The following is a 14,594-nucleotide window of genomic DNA, read 5'->3' as shown; positions in this document are numbered from 1 at the left end:
TTCGGTCGCTCGGAGATTGCGGTCCGGTCGCTGTCGCTTCTGTTCGGGCTCGGTTCGGTCGGTGCAGTCTACCTGCTGGCTGGTGAGCTGTACGACCGGCGGACCGGGCTGATCGCCGGCTTACTGATGGCGATCTCGACCTTTCAGATCCAGTACTCACAGACCGCCCGCATGTACACGATGCTGGTCTTCTTTGCGACCCTCTCGCTGTACTTCTACGTCCGAACGCTTCGGAGCCACAACCTCGACAACCGATTCGGGTACGCCATCACGACGCTACTGATGCTCTCGACCCACGTGTACGGCTCGTTCGTGTTCCTGGCCCAGTTGCTACATCTGGGCGCACGACTCGTCGCGTCGGCCGACATCCGAGCGGTCAAGAAGTGGTTCGGGACGCAGGTCCTCGCAGGAGCACTGTTCGTCCCGTGGATGGGGCTGGTCGCGCTCCCGAACTACCTCTTCGGCGAGGGAACGGAAGTGCGGTGGCTGTCCGAACCGGGACTGCTGGAACTCCGCTCCATCCTCCTGGCGTACGCGGGCGTGCCGACGAACTACCCGCAGATCAAGCTCACGTCGTTCACGCTCAACGTCGGGATCCTGTTCGGTGTCGTCCTCCTGATCGCGATCCTGTGGCAGGTGTATCTGGAGTGGCGCACGTCCGACGGAGTTCGGGGGTCCGTGCTGCTCCTCTCACTCCTGGTCACTATGATCGCGATTCCGTACGTCGTCTCGGTCAGCGTGTTCCCGTTCCTGGAGACTCGCTACACGATCGTCGGGTTCGTGGCAGTGGCGATCTTCGTAGCGAAGTCGATCACCGACGTCGACTACCGTCCGGTGCAGGTACTCGCGCTCGTCGTGGTCGTCTCGCTGTTCGGTGCCATGCTGCCCAGTTACTACACCACAGACTCGGCAGAGAACTGGGACCAGGCTACGTCCATCCTCGATGACGGCCTCGGCCCGGACTCGCTCGTCGTGTTCAACCCCGGCTACACGATGGGTGCTGCCGACTACTACCTCGAGGAGAACCACTCGGCCGACATGGTTCAGTTCACCTCCGAACGGGCGTTCAGCCGTCGGATCGCCGACACGCAGTACGACAGGGTCTGGGTCGTCAACATTCACGGGGAGAACCGGGGTGCCGTTCGGCAGGCGCTCCCGTCGACGTATCGCCGCCACCGGAACGCGACGGTCGGCGAGATCCGGCTCACACGGTTCGGACCGAACGCGACGGCTGACTCCGCCCGGAGCCCCGCGGAGGTGACGCCGTGACCCGCGACTCCGTCGGCGTCGTCGTCCCCGCCTACGAGCCGGACGTGTCCCGGCTCAGGGACTACGTCGAAGCCGTCGACGAATCGCTCTCGCCGACGGCGGTCCTGGTCGAACTCGACGCGCCCGCGGTCGAGCAGACGGAACGGCTGGCCGACGTTCCCGCTCGCGTCGAGACGGTTCCCCGGCGCCGGGGAAAAGGTGCCGCGATCACCGCCGGCTTCGAGCGGCTGGACACGGACGTGTTGGCGTTCGCCGACGCCGACGGGTCGACGCCGGTCGCCGCACTCGGCGAGGTTCTCGATCCAGTCGTGACCGACCGCGCCGACCTCGCGGTCGGGTCGCGACGACACCCGGACGCCGAGATCGTCACCCAGCAGACGGTCCTGCGGCGGCTACTCGGCGACGGCTACGCGTGGGTCGCCGGCAGACTGCTCTCGGTCGGCCTGCACGACTACCAGTGCGGAGCCAAAGCGATCCGTGCGGACGGCTGGGAACGGGTTCGTGACCACCTCTACGAGCCAGGGTTCGCGTGGGATATCGAACTGGTCGCCATCGCCGGCGCGCTGGACCTCAGTGTCCGGGAGGTCCCCGTCGAGTGGCGGGACCGGCCGGGCTCGACGGTCGATCCGGTCCGTGATGCCGCTACGCTGTTTCGGGCGCTCCTCGCGGCCCGATACCGTGCCGACCGCCTCCGTGAGGACAGTCGACAGACCGCAATCACCGCCCGAAGCGAGGGGGGGCCACCCCTGGTCGACCGATGACCGACCGTGATTGGCTCCGGCGAGCGGTGCCCGACTGGCTCGAACCGCTCCTCTCGGGCGCGCTGTTCGGCCAGTTCGTCTCCGTCGGTATCGTCGGTGCGCTCGCCGACAACGCGACGCTCGCCCTCGGCGCGCTCGTCTTCGGTCTTCCGGACTTGCCGGCGAAGGCCGTCGGTGTCGAGGTCGCGATCCTGGTGATGTTCGCCCTCAACGAGCGGTGGACATTCGCCGGAACGGGCGCGCCCGGCGTCGGCCCGCTCGCACGCCGTTTCGGGAAATCACATCTCGTCCGCTCGGGAGGGGTGGCCATCCAGCTCGCCGCCTACTGGCTCCTGACCCGTCGAATCGACGTCACGCTCGTCGCGGCCGGCGTCAACGTCTGGTTTCTCGTCGCCAGCGTCGCCGCCATCGGTGTCGCGATGTTCGTCAACTACGCTCTCGAGGGGCTGTTCACTTGGCGACTCCAGCGTGGCGAGCCGGGCTGACGCGGCTATGCCCGGTCGGCTACGTCGGCCAGATACCGTTTCGTGAACGCGCCCATGTACCGGTCGCCGCTCCGCAGGGTCCCGTCGGTGTCGAACATGGCTGGACTCCAGAGGGAATCGGCACACCACGCCGTCCAGCTGAGATTTGCGATTCCCTCGAAGTACCCCCGGAGGGACTCGCCGTATCCCGATGTCCTCCCGACCATGTGATCGGGCTTGTCCTCGTCGTCGACGTACCCCCACTCCGTCACGAACAGCGGCCGTTCGTCCGCGACTGCCGCGAGAGCCCCGAGGTCGAGGTGCTGGAAGTGCGTCGGATAGATGTGTGCCGCGTACACGAGATTCTCGCCGTCGAACGGGTCGGCTGTCGCGTATCTCGTTTCCGTCGACCAGCGGGGCGACCCGACGATCAGCGGGGTCTCCGGCGCGTGGCTTCGGACGAGGTCCACCCACGGCTGTGCCGTCTGTCGCCACGCCGCCCAGCCGCGCCGCCCGTCGCCGAACGGTTCGGTCGGCTCGTTGAACAACTCGAAGAGGACGTGGTCGTCGTCGGCGAACGCCGGCGCGACCGCCTCCCAGAACGTCCGTACCTCGCGATCGACCTCGTCGGTGTTCCACGGCTCGACGCGGTGGAAGTCGAGAATCGCGTAACAGCCCCGGGCTTCGAGAAAATCCACGACCGGACGCATGTACTCCTCGATTGTTCGTTCGAGCCCGACCGAATCGACCGAGTGCTGGAACGGGACCCGAACCACGTCGGTGTACCAGCCTTCGTCCGGATCGGTGATCCGGCCGAGCGTCTCCCGAAACGTCGCCTCGCCCAACTGCTGGTGCTGCGCTCCCCACCAAGGGTCGACCGTGTTCAGCCCCTGGAGGGTGACCCGGTCGCCAGCTGAATTTTTCAACCACCGGCCGTCCACGTGGAGGCGCGGCGGCGTCGTCCGTTCTCGTTCGTCCGTCGGTGACTGCACGTTCGTTCCGTTCGTGCCCTGGGACCTGAATCCAGCGGCTGTCGCGGTCGACAGCGAGACGCCGACCGTGGTGACACAGGCCAGATATCGCCGCCGAGAGACGGGAGCCCGCTTCTGTGCCATGTGCCCAGCTGGCCGTTCTCGCTGTTAGTCCCGTCGCCCGTATCGGATTCGGATACCGTCGGCTCCCGTCGCGCATCGAAGCCGCTTTGATGCCCACACACCCAGTACCGGTATGCTCAGAGTCGGTGCACACACCTCTATCGCCGGTGGCGTTCACAACGCCGTCGACGAGCAACTCGACTACAGCGGCAACTGCGGCCAGATCTTCTCACACTCCCCACAGGTCTGGCAGGACCCGAACATCGACCCGGACAACGCCGCGCAGTTCCGCGAGCGTTCCGCGGAGGCAGACCTGGGGCCGTGGGTGATTCACTCCTCGTACTTGGTCAACCTCTGTACGCCCAAAGACGACCTCCGGGCGAAGTCGATCGACTCCATGCAACAGGAGGTCGACGCCGCCGCCGAACTTGACATCGACTACGTCAACGTCCACCTGGGTGCCCACACCGGTGCCGGCGTCGACCAAGGACTTTCCAACGCCGCGAGCGCGTTAGACGAACTCGACGTCCCGGACGGCGTCACGGTGCTCATCGAGAGCGACGCGGGCAGCGGCACGAAACTCGGTGGCCAGTTCGAGCACCTGGCGACTGTCCGGGACCGCACGGCGCAGGACGTCGAGTTCTGCCTCGACACCGCACACGCCTTCGCCGCGGGCTACGACCTCTCGACGCCATCGGGGGTCGACGACACGCTCGACGAGTTCGACGACGTGGTCGGTCTCCCCGACCTGGCCTGCGTCCACCTCAACGACTCCAAACACGACTGTGGTACCAACAAAGACGAACATGCCCACGTAGGCGAGGGGCTGATCGGCGACGACGGCATGCGTGCGTTCGTCAACCACGAGGCCATCCGGGACGTGCCCCTGGTACTGGAGACGCCGACCGAAGACGGGCGGAGCTTCGCCTGGAACGTCGACCGCGTCCGAGAAATGCGTGACAGCGTATAAGTTCACACGAAGGCAGTACTACCTCTCGCCTGACTCCAGCGGAACCAGTCGGCTTTTGATGGAGCCGAGCGTAACGAAATCGTGCGCGAGTTCAGTGCCGAGTATCTGGAGACCACGCGGGCGGGAATGTGGGCTGATTCTCGGGACGCACTCGCCGACCTCGAGCTCTCGGCACGCGAACGCGTCCTCGACGTGGGCTGTGGGACGGGCGAGCTTACACGAGTCCTTCGCGAGGAGAGCCCCGCCGAGGTCGTCGGCCTCGACGCCGACCGTAGTCTGCTCGCCAGCGCCGGCTCCCCACGACTACGGGGCGACGCGCTCTCCTTGCCGGTGGCCGACGACAGCTTCGACCTGGTGGTCTGCCAGGCGCTGCTCGTGAACCTGCCAGACCCGGCCGCAGCGGTCGCGGAGTTCGCTCGCGTCTCCACGGAGCTGGTGGCGGTTGTCGAACCGAACAACGCCGCGGTGTCGGTGACTTCCTCCGCCGAACCGGAAGCAGCCCTCGCACAGCGCGCCCGTGAGATTTACCTGCAGGGGGTGTCGACCGACGCCACGCTGGGTGCGGACGCGGCCGGCGCATTCGAATCGGCCGAACTGACCGACGTAACCACAGCGCAGTACGACCACGAACGGCGAATCGATCCGCCTTACTCGGAGCGCGCCGTCGAGGCAGCCCGCCGGAAAGCAAGCGGCGCGGGACTGGCGGCCGACCGTGAGACGATGCTCGCCGGCGACGCCACACCCGAGGACCTCGACGACCTGCGGGAAGCCTGGCGCGCCATGGGCCGGGACGTGATCTCACAGATGCAGGCCGAAGAGTATCACCGCCGTGAGGTCGTCCCCTTCTTCGTCACCGTCGGCACCGTCCCGGAATAAATAACAGAAAGAGTATGTCTGTCTGCCCGCTGACCGACGATTTTGGTAACAAATCTGGTGTATATTGTACCAGATATCGTACATTCGTGCAGTTGTACCACGGGTGCCCAGAACCCGACTGGGTGTCGGTCGAACGGTCGTGATGGCTTCCTTTTTTTCCGCTTTCGCCGTCCTCCTCACTATCCTCTGCTCCGGGACCGGCACACCCGGCGAACCCGAGGCGGCCGAGTGCGCCGAACTGAGCGAACCGCCGTCTGGACAGTCGGATACGACTGTGCGGTCGACGGGGACGTGGTTACTGTGTAGTGTCGACACGTGGGAGTCCGTGCCGTCACACCAGGTCGGTCGTCACCAGGAAGTCCGCCAGAAACGCCTCGCCCCAGCCCCGCGCACCGTCGATGCACTCTGCCGCGTAGTAGGGAATCGGTTCCGGGTCGTCGAGGCCGCCCTCGCTCGTCGCGATCAGGCGCTCGTCGAGTCTCTCGACGGTCGTCGCGTCGGCCGGGTCGTATGGAAGCACGTCGCTCGGGGGTACGTCGACCAGCTCGTAGCGGTACTCGCGTTCCCGGTACTCGGCGAACTCGTCGTCGGGCACGTCGGGGACGAGGACGGCGTTGAGCCACTGTCCCGGTTCGGGTGCGACATTCAAAATTGCGGTCTCGCCGTCCGATCCTTCGCGGTGGGCCGAGGCCTTGTCGAACCGCCGACGGTAGCCGTGGACCTCGACGGGGATTGCGTCGGCGACGGTGGCCGGTGAGAGGGTCGTAGACAGCGTCGACTCGTGGAGGAGACTCCCGTACACGAGGATGCCCCGGCCGGTCATACCTGTACTGGCACCTGGGCCGACATGTTCGTTTCGTTCACACCACGTCGCCCCGGACGGTCGCGCCCTCCGCGTCGGCGCGGTACGTCTTTACCGCCTCGGCAGCCTCGCTGGCCTCCTCGGCGTCGAGGCCGAGCATTTCGAGTGCACCCGAGAGACGTGGGAACGCGAACTCGCTCTCCCGGAGTTTCCGGACGGCCTCGTCGCTGCGCTGTCCGTCGACCCACAGGCAGACGCCACGCGGGTCGAGAATCTGTGTGTAGTCCTCGCGAGCCATCGCGCCCTCCAGTCGCTGTCTGACGTTGTCCTCGAAGGAGGCGTTGCACACCTCCAGGTGAATCGGTTCGTCGTCGTCGACGAGGTGGGCGGCGAGGCACTTCTCGGGTGCCGCGTGGCCGCTGGCGTTTGCCTGTAGATACTCCGGATACTCGGCCGCCCAGTCGGCATCGACGGTTTCGCCGACGCCCTTGACGCCGTGGGACTCGCGGAACTCGGCCTCGCGGTCGGATTCGCGCCCGAACAGCATGTCCTTGGTGAGGTAAACGTCGAGTCGCTCGACGGGGTCGAGACCGAGTGCCACGTCGCCATAGACCCACACCTCCCGGACGGGCACGGGCATCGGTTCGGTCGCGACGATCTCGACGAGGTCCGTCACGCGGTCGACGGCCGTCCGGCGCTCGAAATCGGTCATCCTTCGCAGGTAGAACCGGAGCGGGCAAAACGGTTTCCGCTCGTCCACGACGTCGGGACCGCGATACGGGCGGTAGCTAGTTGTCCCTCCGGCGAATAACCGGGACCATGCGACGGGCAACCTTCGGCGACGACGGCGACGACCGGGTCGTGTTCGTCCTCGGTTGGGGCAACCGACCGAAGTACGATGGCGTTCAGTGGTTGGTCGACCATCTCGCCGAGGCCGGTTACCGCATCGACACGTTCGAGATTCCGCGGACGGTCTCCGACTTCGAGTCGGAGTACCTCGACCCCGTACAGTCTCACCTCGCCGATCTGGACGAGTACCGGCTGCTCAGCCACAGCACTGGCGGGCTGATCACCCGGTACGTCGACGACGACGACCTGGTGACCCGGACGTACCTCAGCCCTTGGTGGGGGTTCCACGAGTCACTGGACAACCCCGTGGTCTCGCTAGCGATGAAGCTCCCGCTCTCGAAGCCGGTCCTGCCGGCCAGCAGCGACCGCGAGGAACTCGGTGAACTGACGACCGACGAGTGGTACGCCGACGCCCCCGACTACGCGGCACCGACGTTCCTGCGGGAGGCGAAACGCGCCCAGGAACGTATGCCGCCGTTCGACACCGACGACGCCGTCTTCTACTCGCCGACCGACGCCATCGTTAGCCCCGACACCATCGAAGCACAAACCCCTCCGGAGAACCGCGTTCCGTACGACGGCGGCCACGAACTGTTCAACTCTCGACCGCGCGACGAGCACATAGACCGAGTGCTCGCGGCCGTCGACGAGGGTGCTGACGCGCTCTGACTCCCCTTCTGACCGGTGCTGGCTCACCTGTTGGTCCCACGAGGCGGCGAACAGCCGGAACACCAGTTTCCGCAGCCGTAGCCGAAGTCGGCCGAACACACGTGTCCGACGGACCAGTGCCCGAGGTACGTTTCCGAAACGGTCAATCACGCCGGTCGGCGATGGTCCGCCCATGGACTGCGAGAAGTGCGGCGACGAAGCGGTGATGCACGCCGCCTACTCCGGTCTGCACATGTGCGCCGACCACCTCTGTCGGTCCGTCGAGACCCGCGCGTCGAACTCGTCACCTACGAGGTGGCGTTCGACCTCCGGACGGACGACGTGGCCGCCGAGTACGACGCCGACAAACTGTTGACCGGCCACAACTTGGACGACGAGACACAGACCGCGCTGACGAACTTCTTCTATATCGACGTGGAACAGATGGCCACCACTTCGACGCGAGCCTCGGAGCCTTCGGCCGCGGACCGTTCGGACGAGTCGCCGGACCGTGACGGAACGTCCACCCGCGTCAGTACCGACGGCCCGCTCGTCTCCCGCGTAACCACTCCGCGACGTGCCCGAGAAGGAAGTCGCCTTCTACGCCCAGCTGAGGGCGTTGCCGGCCCACGTCACCGAGTGCCCCGCGCGAGCGAGGCCTACCGCGGGGAGATTTAGTATCTCCTGTTCGACATGGCGGAATGCTACCCTGGCGTCCGACACTCGATTATGGCCGGCTACGAGGACCTGGCGGCGATGGCCGGCTGGATGCGGGCCAGTCTGCCGTGCGTCAGACACGCGTCACACACGAAACCGACGGCTGCCCGTATGTAAACGCGCGTTTTCACGAAAAACGGAAGTTGGTCGGTCGCTCTGCAGGCGGGTGACGGTTCAGTTCGTCCGGATGACGTCGAGACCGTTTTTCGTCTCGCTGGTCTCGTTCTGGCCGCCGTCGGCCCAGCCGTCACTCTGCGTGCCGGAAGCGTTCCCTGCGCCGCTCTCAACGTGATCGCTCGCGTCGAACTCGGCCTCGTCGGCGTCCATGGCCTGCTTGGACTTGTTGGCCTGCTTCTGGGCCGTCGGACCGAGAATCTGGGCGCTCTGGACGCCGGTCATGATCGCCATGACACGGACCTTACCCTTGTACTCCTCCTGGATGCGCGCGCCCCAGATGACGTTCGCGTCGGCCTCCAGGCGGTCGGTGATGTTCTGGGCGATGCCCTCGGCCTCCTTCAGCGTGAGGTCGGGACCGCCGGTGATGTGGACCAGTCCACCGGACGCACCGCGGTAGTCCACGTCCAGCAGCGGGTGGTTCATCGCGTCTTTGACGACCTCCTCCGTCTTGTTCTTGTCCTGGGTCTCCCCGACCAGCATGACTGCGACGCCACCCTTGTTCATGATGGCAGACATGTCGGCGTAGTCCAGGTTGATCAGCGACGGTTGCGTGATCGTCTCGGAGATGCCTTTCACCGTTTCGGCGATTATCTGGTCCATCACCGAGAACGCCTTGCCGATTGGCAGGTTCGGGACGTAATCGAGCAGCCGGTTGTTGTCCAACACGATGATGGAATCGGCCTCGTTACGCAGTTTCTCGAGGCCTTCCTCGGCTTTCACCGTGCGGGCGCGCTCGACGTTGAACGGTGTCGAGACCATACCGACGACGATGGCGCCCTGCTCTTTGGCGATCTTGGAGACGACGGGAGCCGCACCGGTGCCGGTGCCGCCGCCCATGCCGGCGGTGACGAACACGAGGTCCGCCTCGCCCAGCACTTCCTTGATCGTTCCCTGTGCCATCTCCGTCGCGCGCTCGCCCATGCTGGGGTCGCCGCCCGCGCCGAGCCCGTTGGTCAGAGACTTTCCGACCAGAATCTTCGTATCGGCCTCGATCATCTCGAGGTGCTGGCGGTCGGTGTTTATCGCGACGGTTTCAGCGCCGTCGACACCGATGTTGTACAGCCGGTTGACCGTGTTGTTGCCGGCACCGCCCGCGCCGACGATGACGATCCGCGGGTCACCGAAGCCTTCCGCACCAGCGTTGTCCTGCTTTTCTTTCTCCTTCTCGTCGTTCTCCAGCGCCGACTTCACAAGGTCCTGCATCGTCTACACCTTGGCCCAGGAACGTTTGCGTTCGTCCGAGGAGTCCCGGGTGCCCTCTTGTTCATTTAGCATGTCGCGGACGGCCGAACGAATCGCTTCGCTCCGATTCGGGTACTCCCCGGAATCGACCAATCGTTCAACCTCTTCGATCTGCTGTTTCGGAATCCGTAGTGTCACACGCTCCATTTTGATTCCCCTGTGAGGGTAAGACAGTGGGGGTATGTCGCTGCGCCCCATTGTTTTACACACCGGAAATCGCACCACGAAAGCCGACTGTTGTGCGTCGCGCCCAGTGTGTAAGACGCACCGTCTTACGCAGGGTTTACATCAGACTGTTAGGTTATAAAGGTTTTCCCTATGTAAGACAACCGCGTATTATCCGGGTAAACAACGGTTTGAGGGCTGTTTACGCCGGATTGCTGCTAGTCAAGCACGTTAGCTGCTGGGGTCCGTCGGCCACAGCCGGGGCAGAATGCCCAGTCCGAACGGAGTTCGTCGCCGCATTCACAGAACGCCCGGCGAGCTGCCTTCTCACCGCAATTCGGGCAGTAGACGTGTTCAGATCCCAGTTTTTCGCCACACTGCTGACACGCGTTACGCTTCTCGACGGCCGCGTCCGAGACGTCCTCACCCTCCTCAACGGGCGTCTTACGCTCGTCGACGCCCACGTCGTCGGACCCGGCGGAATCGCCGTCGAGGGCGATGTTTACGTTGATATCCTGCGGCTGTCGTGGCGTAAACGCCGTCTCCAGCCGGTCGGCGATGATGGCGTCGACACGTTCCGCAACGAGGCCGTCGAGGCTGTCGGCCGCCGGCGACGCAGCCGACGCCGAACTCTCCGTCGCACTCGTCGTCTTTCTGTCGAGATACGTCCGGAGGGCCTCTCGCATGACCTCGCTTTTCGACGCGTCGAACTCTTCGAGCTGCTCGATGAGTTCGTCGTCCGCGCGGAACGTTATCTTGCTCATTCGACTTGTCGTACACCATGTCTGCCAGGGTATTTCAATCTTCCCGACCGTCTGACGGCCGTCAGTCGCCGTGGTGACGAAGACAGGGCCCGCTGTCGATTTCCGAATGATAACCGTTAAGTCTCGCAGTCGTCCTACGTTGTGATGCGCCCGCCCTTAGCTCAGACTGGTAGAGCAGTCGACTGTAGATCGACTTGCCCCCCGTTCAAATCGGGGAGGGCGGACTGGTTTTCTAACCGAACTGCAGTCGACTGTAGATTGACTCGTCTCCCGTCCTCGTGAGCGGAGCGAACGAGGGCTCGGAAGTCGCGCGCAGCGAAGCGAGCACGTCTTCCGGCGTTCAAATCGGGGAGGGCGGACTTTCTCACCGAACGATTCGGAGCCGAGCGGAGCCGCGTTGTTGTGCGATTTCGTCTCGGCGTGTTTGTGCTGAACAGCTCACCTGACTCGGGTGACCGCCGTTGTGCGTTCGCGTATGGCCGAACGCGCCGGAAAGCTAGAAACGTTCGACGATAGCGCGCACTGCTGTTAGCCGAGTGAACCGGGCCTGAGCAGTGTGGATTTTACTGACTTTATGATCAGATAGGAGTCACTTCGACTCTGAAAATATTCCCGCTCCGTAACCAGACGTATGCGCTCGACGCGAGCTGATCGAGAGGAATCTACGTCTCAGAACCAGTCCTATGGCACTCAATTAACACCGGACGGGCTGATCATCAATCGGACTTCTCCTCTCTGTACAGCGGATGAGATTCACCAACAATACGCTTGAAGACGAACAGTACGCCACTGTGGAACAGAACCAGAATAGTAACACTCCCGATAATAATACCGACACGCAAAGGCGTCGAAAGCAGTCCGAGTGAGATAATAAGGGTCGTGGCACAGGCGGGTGGATGGATCGCATCAGTGGCTATCATCGCCCAACTGGTCAGTACGATGGAAACTGTTGCACTTGCGGCCAAGCGAAAGCCCGCTGTGGAGAAGGGAGCTGTCGTCGTAGTAATCGAAATCCCTGTTGCCACTACCGCCCACGCCATCAGGCCAGCAACTCCTCCAATAAGATGACTCCCGATGACTCGATACGTCTGCGTCCGTTCGCTACGTCGGTCAAACGCGAGAACAAAGGCCGTTGGGCCGAGACTTGGGAAGATGAACGGTTGGCCACTTCCCCACGCAATCACGCCGAGTACCGTGAACAGCAGTCCAGCGTACAAACTCGTTCCAACTCGGCGTCTCATATCCGGTTACTCTGCGCCTGATCGATAAGTCTCTCCTGCTTTGTCTGGACACGGCACTGTTAACTCAACGAACACCCACCCGATTCTCGCAAGTGACATATACGGGCGTTGAAGAAGAGAGAGTAGAGAAAAACACCCCGTGTACCTTGGTCGACGACCAGCGGAATAACACAGGTGGTGGGTAGACGATACCAACACTCCCGAATCCTCTCTTACGCCACGCGCCTCCCTCCAAACGTTATGCTGTTGGTTCGACGGTCGTCGAGTGGCCTCGGACCGGTTTCGGGAGCCCACACGACGTGGTCGCCTGCCCCACCGATCGAGTCGGAGCTCCGACGACGCGCTCGAATCCGGGCGTCGATTCGGCCCCACCCGGCCACGTGTGGGCCGACGGCCGGGGTGTCGGTGGCCCGTGGCCCGCTGTCGCAGTGGGAAAACCGGCTCCTCGTCGCCGACAGCGAAATCGAACTTCGAGGGTAGAGGGGCTACGCCTGATTCTCGGTCGGACGGCCACCGCTGTCCAGCCACTCGGTCGACCGGATGTCGTAGCCGCCACAGTCCGGACAGACCTGTGGTTGCCGCTCGAACGTCTGGTGACAGGTGAGACACTCGTACTCCGGACCCTCCGACTGCTCGCGAGACAGGTACTCTTTCAATCGCTTTAGTGTACCCATCCGGGTCACCTCGTGTTCCGCGAGGGGGGTGTACGTGACCGGACTGTCGTCTGGGGGGTGGGGGAACACCGACTTCGAGTCTCAGTCATATCACAGGACGAGGGGCCTACACCACTTAATATCCCCGACCGTTCAATCGACGGACGGCGGCCCAATGACGTCGGCTGGCGTTCCCGGTTCAGATACGAACCTGAGAAACCGCCCGCCGGTGTTCTCGTCAGTGTACTATCACAGTACCGCGGGGAGTCGCTTCACGACCGCGTCGTTGAAGTGAGTGCCGCGGGTGCATTCGTGCGTGGTAGTTTCGTTCGATCTCTTCGGGACGCTGGTCGAAGTCGACCGGTCGTCCGACCCGGCGGACGCAGTCGCGACGACGCTGTCCGACAGAGGCGTCGACGTGCCCGACGACTGGGCGAGCGCCTATCGTGAGCGCCACATCGACGCGCCCGACGGCGCGGCGGTGCCGCTGCCAGCCCACGTCAACGCCGCCCTCGCCAGCCGTGGTGTCGACACCCCAGGGACGGCCATCAGACGCGCCGTCGTCGCGGCGTTCGACCCGGCAGTCGAGACCCGACCTGGCGCGGTCGAGGCCGTCCGTGTGGCGGCGGCCCACGGACCGGTCGGCGTCCTCTCGAACTGTAGCGTCCCCCATCTGGTCTCGCGCGTCCTCACGCGCTCGGACCTCCCCCGGGACGTGCTGGACGCTACGGTCACGAGTATCGGCTGTGGCTGGCGCAAACCAGACAGCCGGGCTTTCAGGGCGGCCGCGACGGCGCTCGACGCTCCGCTCGCTTCACTGTGGCACGTCGGCGACGACCCGCGGACCGACGGCCGCGTCGTCGACCGCGAGTCGGCGGCCGACGACCCGGACGCGACAGGTCCGGCTCACGTCCTCCTCGATGACGTACCTCTCCCCGAGTTCTCGGCGTACATGGAGGGTCGCGCGTGGGAGTGACGGGGGTGCGCGAGCCGTGCTGAGCGCCGGTGCTGTCGGGCTGGCACTCGCCCTGGACGCCACGGTGGCCGAACCGCCCGACACGCTGCACCCCGTCGCCTGGTTCGGCCGTGCTGTCGCGTGGCTGGACCGGGACTGGGCCGCGCCGCGGCTGGCCGGCCTTTCGTGCGCGCTGGCGCTTCCACTGACCGCTGGTACGCTCGTCTGGGCTGGTGTCACGGCGGCGACGGCGCTTGACTCGCTCGTCGGTGTCCTCGCTGCGGGACTGGTGCTATTCGTCACGACGAGCCTGCGGCGACTGCTGTCGGCGGTCAGAACGGTGAGCGAAGCGACCGAGCGCGACCTCGGGGCCGCGCGCGAGGACCTGCGCGCGCTCGCGGGGCGAGACGCCTCAACGCTATCGGGCGGCCAAGTCAGGAGTGCGGCCGTCGAAAGCGCCGCCGAGAATCTCGCCGACGGGCTCGTCGCGCCGCTCGTGGCATTCGCTCTCGGCGCACAGCTCTCCCCGGCGGTCGGCGCGGCCGCGGCCGCCTGGGTGAAGGCCGTCAACACGATGGACTCGATGCTGGGGTACCGGGGGAGACCGGTCGGCTGGGGACCCGCTCGGCTCGACGATGCGGTGATGTGGGTGCCGGCTCGCGTGAGCGCGCTGTTGCTCGCGGTGGCGGCCGGCGCACCGACTGCGACCCGCCGCGCGTCGCGCTGGGTCGCGTCGGTCCCCTCACCGAACTCGGGGTGGCCGATGGGGGCGCTCGCAGCAGCCCTCGGCGTCAGACTCGAAAAACCCGAGAGGTACGTCCTCAACGCCGACGCGGAACTCCCCACCGTGGCCGACACCCGAACGGCCGTCCGGACCGTCGCCCTCGCCGGCATCCTTGCGTACGCACTTACCGCCGCGCTGGTCGTTCTCCTGGAGGTGCGCTGAG

16 protein-coding genes, 1 tRNA gene and 1 pseudogene are annotated in these 14,594 nt (G+C 64.9%); 10 read left to right on the top strand and 8 right to left on the bottom strand.

What is annotated here, in order from left to right; translation table 11 throughout:
* The 3 genes from Q0964_RS05565 to Q0964_RS05555 form a co-directional block, all read left to right on the top strand.
* On the top strand, positions 1 to 1,269 hold a 1,269-nt coding region (locus Q0964_RS05565), incomplete at its 5' end, for a glycosyltransferase family 39 protein (protein ID WP_299264510.1).
* On the top strand, positions 1,266 to 2,030 hold the full coding sequence (locus Q0964_RS05560) for a glycosyltransferase (protein WP_299264507.1): 765 nt from the start codon (positions 1,266 to 1,268) through the stop codon (positions 2,028 to 2,030). The genes Q0964_RS05565 and Q0964_RS05560, both read left to right, overlap by 4 nt.
* Positions 2,027 to 2,515 (top strand): GtrA family protein, encoded by a 489-nt coding sequence (locus Q0964_RS05555; RefSeq protein WP_299264504.1) that lies wholly within the window; start codon positions 2,027 to 2,029, stop codon positions 2,513 to 2,515. Before Q0964_RS05560 ends, Q0964_RS05555 begins: the two co-directional genes overlap by 4 nt.
* Positions 2,516 to 2,520: 5 nt before the next feature.
* On the opposite strand, the gene Q0964_RS05550 is transcribed toward Q0964_RS05555, so the two are convergent.
* The gene (locus Q0964_RS05550; RefSeq protein ID WP_299264502.1) at positions 2,521 to 3,609 is read right to left on the bottom strand and encodes a glycoside hydrolase family 5 protein; all 1,089 of its coding nucleotides are present in this window, start codon (positions 3,607 to 3,609) and stop codon (positions 2,521 to 2,523) included.
* 112 nt (positions 3,610 to 3,721) lie between these two features.
* On the opposite strand from Q0964_RS05550, the gene Q0964_RS05545 reads away from it, so the two are divergent.
* Positions 3,722 to 4,558, top strand: a complete 837-nt coding sequence (locus Q0964_RS05545; protein WP_299264499.1) for a deoxyribonuclease IV — start codon at positions 3,722 to 3,724, stop codon at positions 4,556 to 4,558.
* A gap of 126 nt (positions 4,559 to 4,684) precedes the next feature.
* On the top strand, positions 4,685 to 5,434 hold the full coding sequence (locus tag Q0964_RS05540) for a class I SAM-dependent methyltransferase (protein ID WP_299264522.1): 750 nt from the start codon (positions 4,685 to 4,687) through the stop codon (positions 5,432 to 5,434).
* Positions 5,435 to 5,765: 331 nt separating this feature from the next.
* On the opposite strand, the gene Q0964_RS05535 is transcribed toward Q0964_RS05540, so the two are convergent.
* Positions 5,766 to 6,257, bottom strand: coding sequence for a hypothetical protein (locus tag Q0964_RS05535; RefSeq protein ID WP_299264497.1), 492 nt, complete (start codon positions 6,255 to 6,257; stop codon positions 5,766 to 5,768).
* Between the two features lie 37 nt (positions 6,258 to 6,294).
* The gene (locus tag Q0964_RS05530; RefSeq protein WP_299264494.1) at positions 6,295 to 6,948 is read right to left on the bottom strand and encodes a DUF7095 family protein; all 654 of its coding nucleotides are present in this window, start codon (positions 6,946 to 6,948) and stop codon (positions 6,295 to 6,297) included.
* Positions 6,949 to 7,055: 107 nt separating this feature from the next.
* Here Q0964_RS05530 and Q0964_RS05525 point away from each other — a divergent pair, with 107 nt between their 5' ends.
* A complete protein-coding gene (locus tag Q0964_RS05525) occupies positions 7,056 to 7,754 on the top strand; it encodes an alpha/beta fold hydrolase (RefSeq protein WP_299264490.1) in 699 nt (232 codons plus the stop codon).
* 172 nt (positions 7,755 to 7,926) lie between these two features.
* Positions 7,927 to 8,495, top strand: a pseudogene (locus tag Q0964_RS05520) (adenine nucleotide alpha hydrolase family protein); the annotation flags it as partial.
* A 129-nt stretch (positions 8,496 to 8,624) separates the two neighbouring features.
* On the opposite strand, the gene ftsZ reads toward Q0964_RS05520, so the two are convergent.
* From ftsZ to Q0964_RS05505, 3 genes are all read right to left on the bottom strand, one after another.
* Positions 8,625 to 9,830, bottom strand: coding sequence for a cell division protein FtsZ (gene ftsZ / locus Q0964_RS05515; RefSeq protein WP_299264487.1), 1,206 nt, complete (start codon positions 9,828 to 9,830; stop codon positions 8,625 to 8,627).
* Positions 9,831 to 9,833: 3 nt separating this feature from the next.
* Positions 9,834 to 10,016, bottom strand: a complete 183-nt coding sequence (locus Q0964_RS05510) for a ribbon-helix-helix domain-containing protein (RefSeq protein ID WP_299264484.1) — start codon at positions 10,014 to 10,016, stop codon at positions 9,834 to 9,836.
* Between the two features lie 236 nt (positions 10,017 to 10,252).
* Entirely contained in the window at positions 10,253 to 10,798 is a 546-nt protein-coding gene (locus Q0964_RS05505) for a double zinc ribbon domain-containing protein (protein WP_299264481.1), read from the bottom strand.
* Positions 10,799 to 10,948: 150 nt separating this feature from the next.
* Between Q0964_RS05505 and Q0964_RS05500 the strand changes: the two genes are divergently transcribed.
* Positions 10,949 to 11,022: transfer RNA gene (locus tag Q0964_RS05500), tRNA-Tyr, on the top strand.
* A 492-nt stretch (positions 11,023 to 11,514) separates the two neighbouring features.
* Here the strand turns inward: Q0964_RS05500 and Q0964_RS05495 are convergent.
* Positions 11,515 to 12,039, bottom strand: coding sequence for an HPP family protein (locus Q0964_RS05495; RefSeq protein WP_299264478.1), 525 nt, complete (start codon positions 12,037 to 12,039; stop codon positions 11,515 to 11,517).
* Between the two features lie 485 nt (positions 12,040 to 12,524).
* Positions 12,525 to 12,782, bottom strand: coding sequence for an FmdB family zinc ribbon protein (locus Q0964_RS05490; RefSeq protein WP_299264476.1), 258 nt, complete (start codon positions 12,780 to 12,782; stop codon positions 12,525 to 12,527).
* 226 nt (positions 12,783 to 13,008) lie between these two features.
* On the opposite strand from Q0964_RS05490, the gene Q0964_RS05485 reads away from it, so the two are divergent.
* Both Q0964_RS05485 and cbiB read left to right on the top strand, forming a co-directional pair.
* Entirely contained in the window at positions 13,009 to 13,668 is a 660-nt protein-coding gene (locus Q0964_RS05485; protein ID WP_299264474.1) for an HAD family hydrolase, read from the top strand.
* Positions 13,669 to 13,684: 16 nt separating this feature from the next.
* Positions 13,685 to 14,593 (top strand): adenosylcobinamide-phosphate synthase CbiB, encoded by a 909-nt coding sequence (gene cbiB / locus Q0964_RS05480; RefSeq protein WP_299264471.1) that lies wholly within the window; start codon positions 13,685 to 13,687, stop codon positions 14,591 to 14,593.
* Position 14,594 lies beyond the last annotated feature (1 nt).

It is taken from the genome of Halorientalis sp. (genome assembly GCF_028275115.1).
Lineage (GTDB): Archaea > Halobacteriota > Halobacteria > Halobacteriales > Haloarculaceae > Halorientalis.
The sequence above is the reverse complement of the archived record's forward strand: the minus strand, read 5'-3'. Positions and strand labels throughout refer to the sequence as shown.

What these genes read in the sequence shown, in the direction of transcription:
- Q0964_RS05555 (WP_299264504.1), top strand. Translation starts at nt 2,027, where the DNA reads ATGACCGACCGTGATTGGCTCCGGCGAGCGGTGCCCGACTGGCTCGAA.
- Q0964_RS05550 (WP_299264502.1), bottom strand. Translation starts at nt 3,609, where the DNA reads ATGGCACAGAAGCGGGCTCCCGTCTCTCGGCGGCGATATCTGGCCTGT.
- Q0964_RS05545 (WP_299264499.1), top strand. Translation starts at nt 3,722, where the DNA reads ATGCTCAGAGTCGGTGCACACACCTCTATCGCCGGTGGCGTTCACAAC.
- Q0964_RS05540 (WP_299264522.1), top strand. Translation starts at nt 4,685, where the DNA reads ATGTGGGCTGATTCTCGGGACGCACTCGCCGACCTCGAGCTCTCGGCA.
- Q0964_RS05535 (WP_299264497.1), bottom strand. Translation starts at nt 6,257, where the DNA reads ATGACCGGCCGGGGCATCCTCGTGTACGGGAGTCTCCTCCACGAGTCG.
- Q0964_RS05530 (WP_299264494.1), bottom strand. Translation starts at nt 6,948, where the DNA reads ATGACCGATTTCGAGCGCCGGACGGCCGTCGACCGCGTGACGGACCTC.
- Q0964_RS05525 (WP_299264490.1), top strand. Translation starts at nt 7,056, where the DNA reads ATGCGACGGGCAACCTTCGGCGACGACGGCGACGACCGGGTCGTGTTC.
- ftsZ (WP_299264487.1), bottom strand. Translation starts at nt 9,830, where the DNA reads ATGCAGGACCTTGTGAAGTCGGCGCTGGAGAACGACGAGAAGGAGAAA.
- Q0964_RS05510 (WP_299264484.1), bottom strand. Translation starts at nt 10,016, where the DNA reads ATGGAGCGTGTGACACTACGGATTCCGAAACAGCAGATCGAAGAGGTT.
- Q0964_RS05505 (WP_299264481.1), bottom strand. Translation starts at nt 10,798, where the DNA reads ATGAGCAAGATAACGTTCCGCGCGGACGACGAACTCATCGAGCAGCTC.
- Q0964_RS05495 (WP_299264478.1), bottom strand. Translation starts at nt 12,039, where the DNA reads ATGAGACGCCGAGTTGGAACGAGTTTGTACGCTGGACTGCTGTTCACG.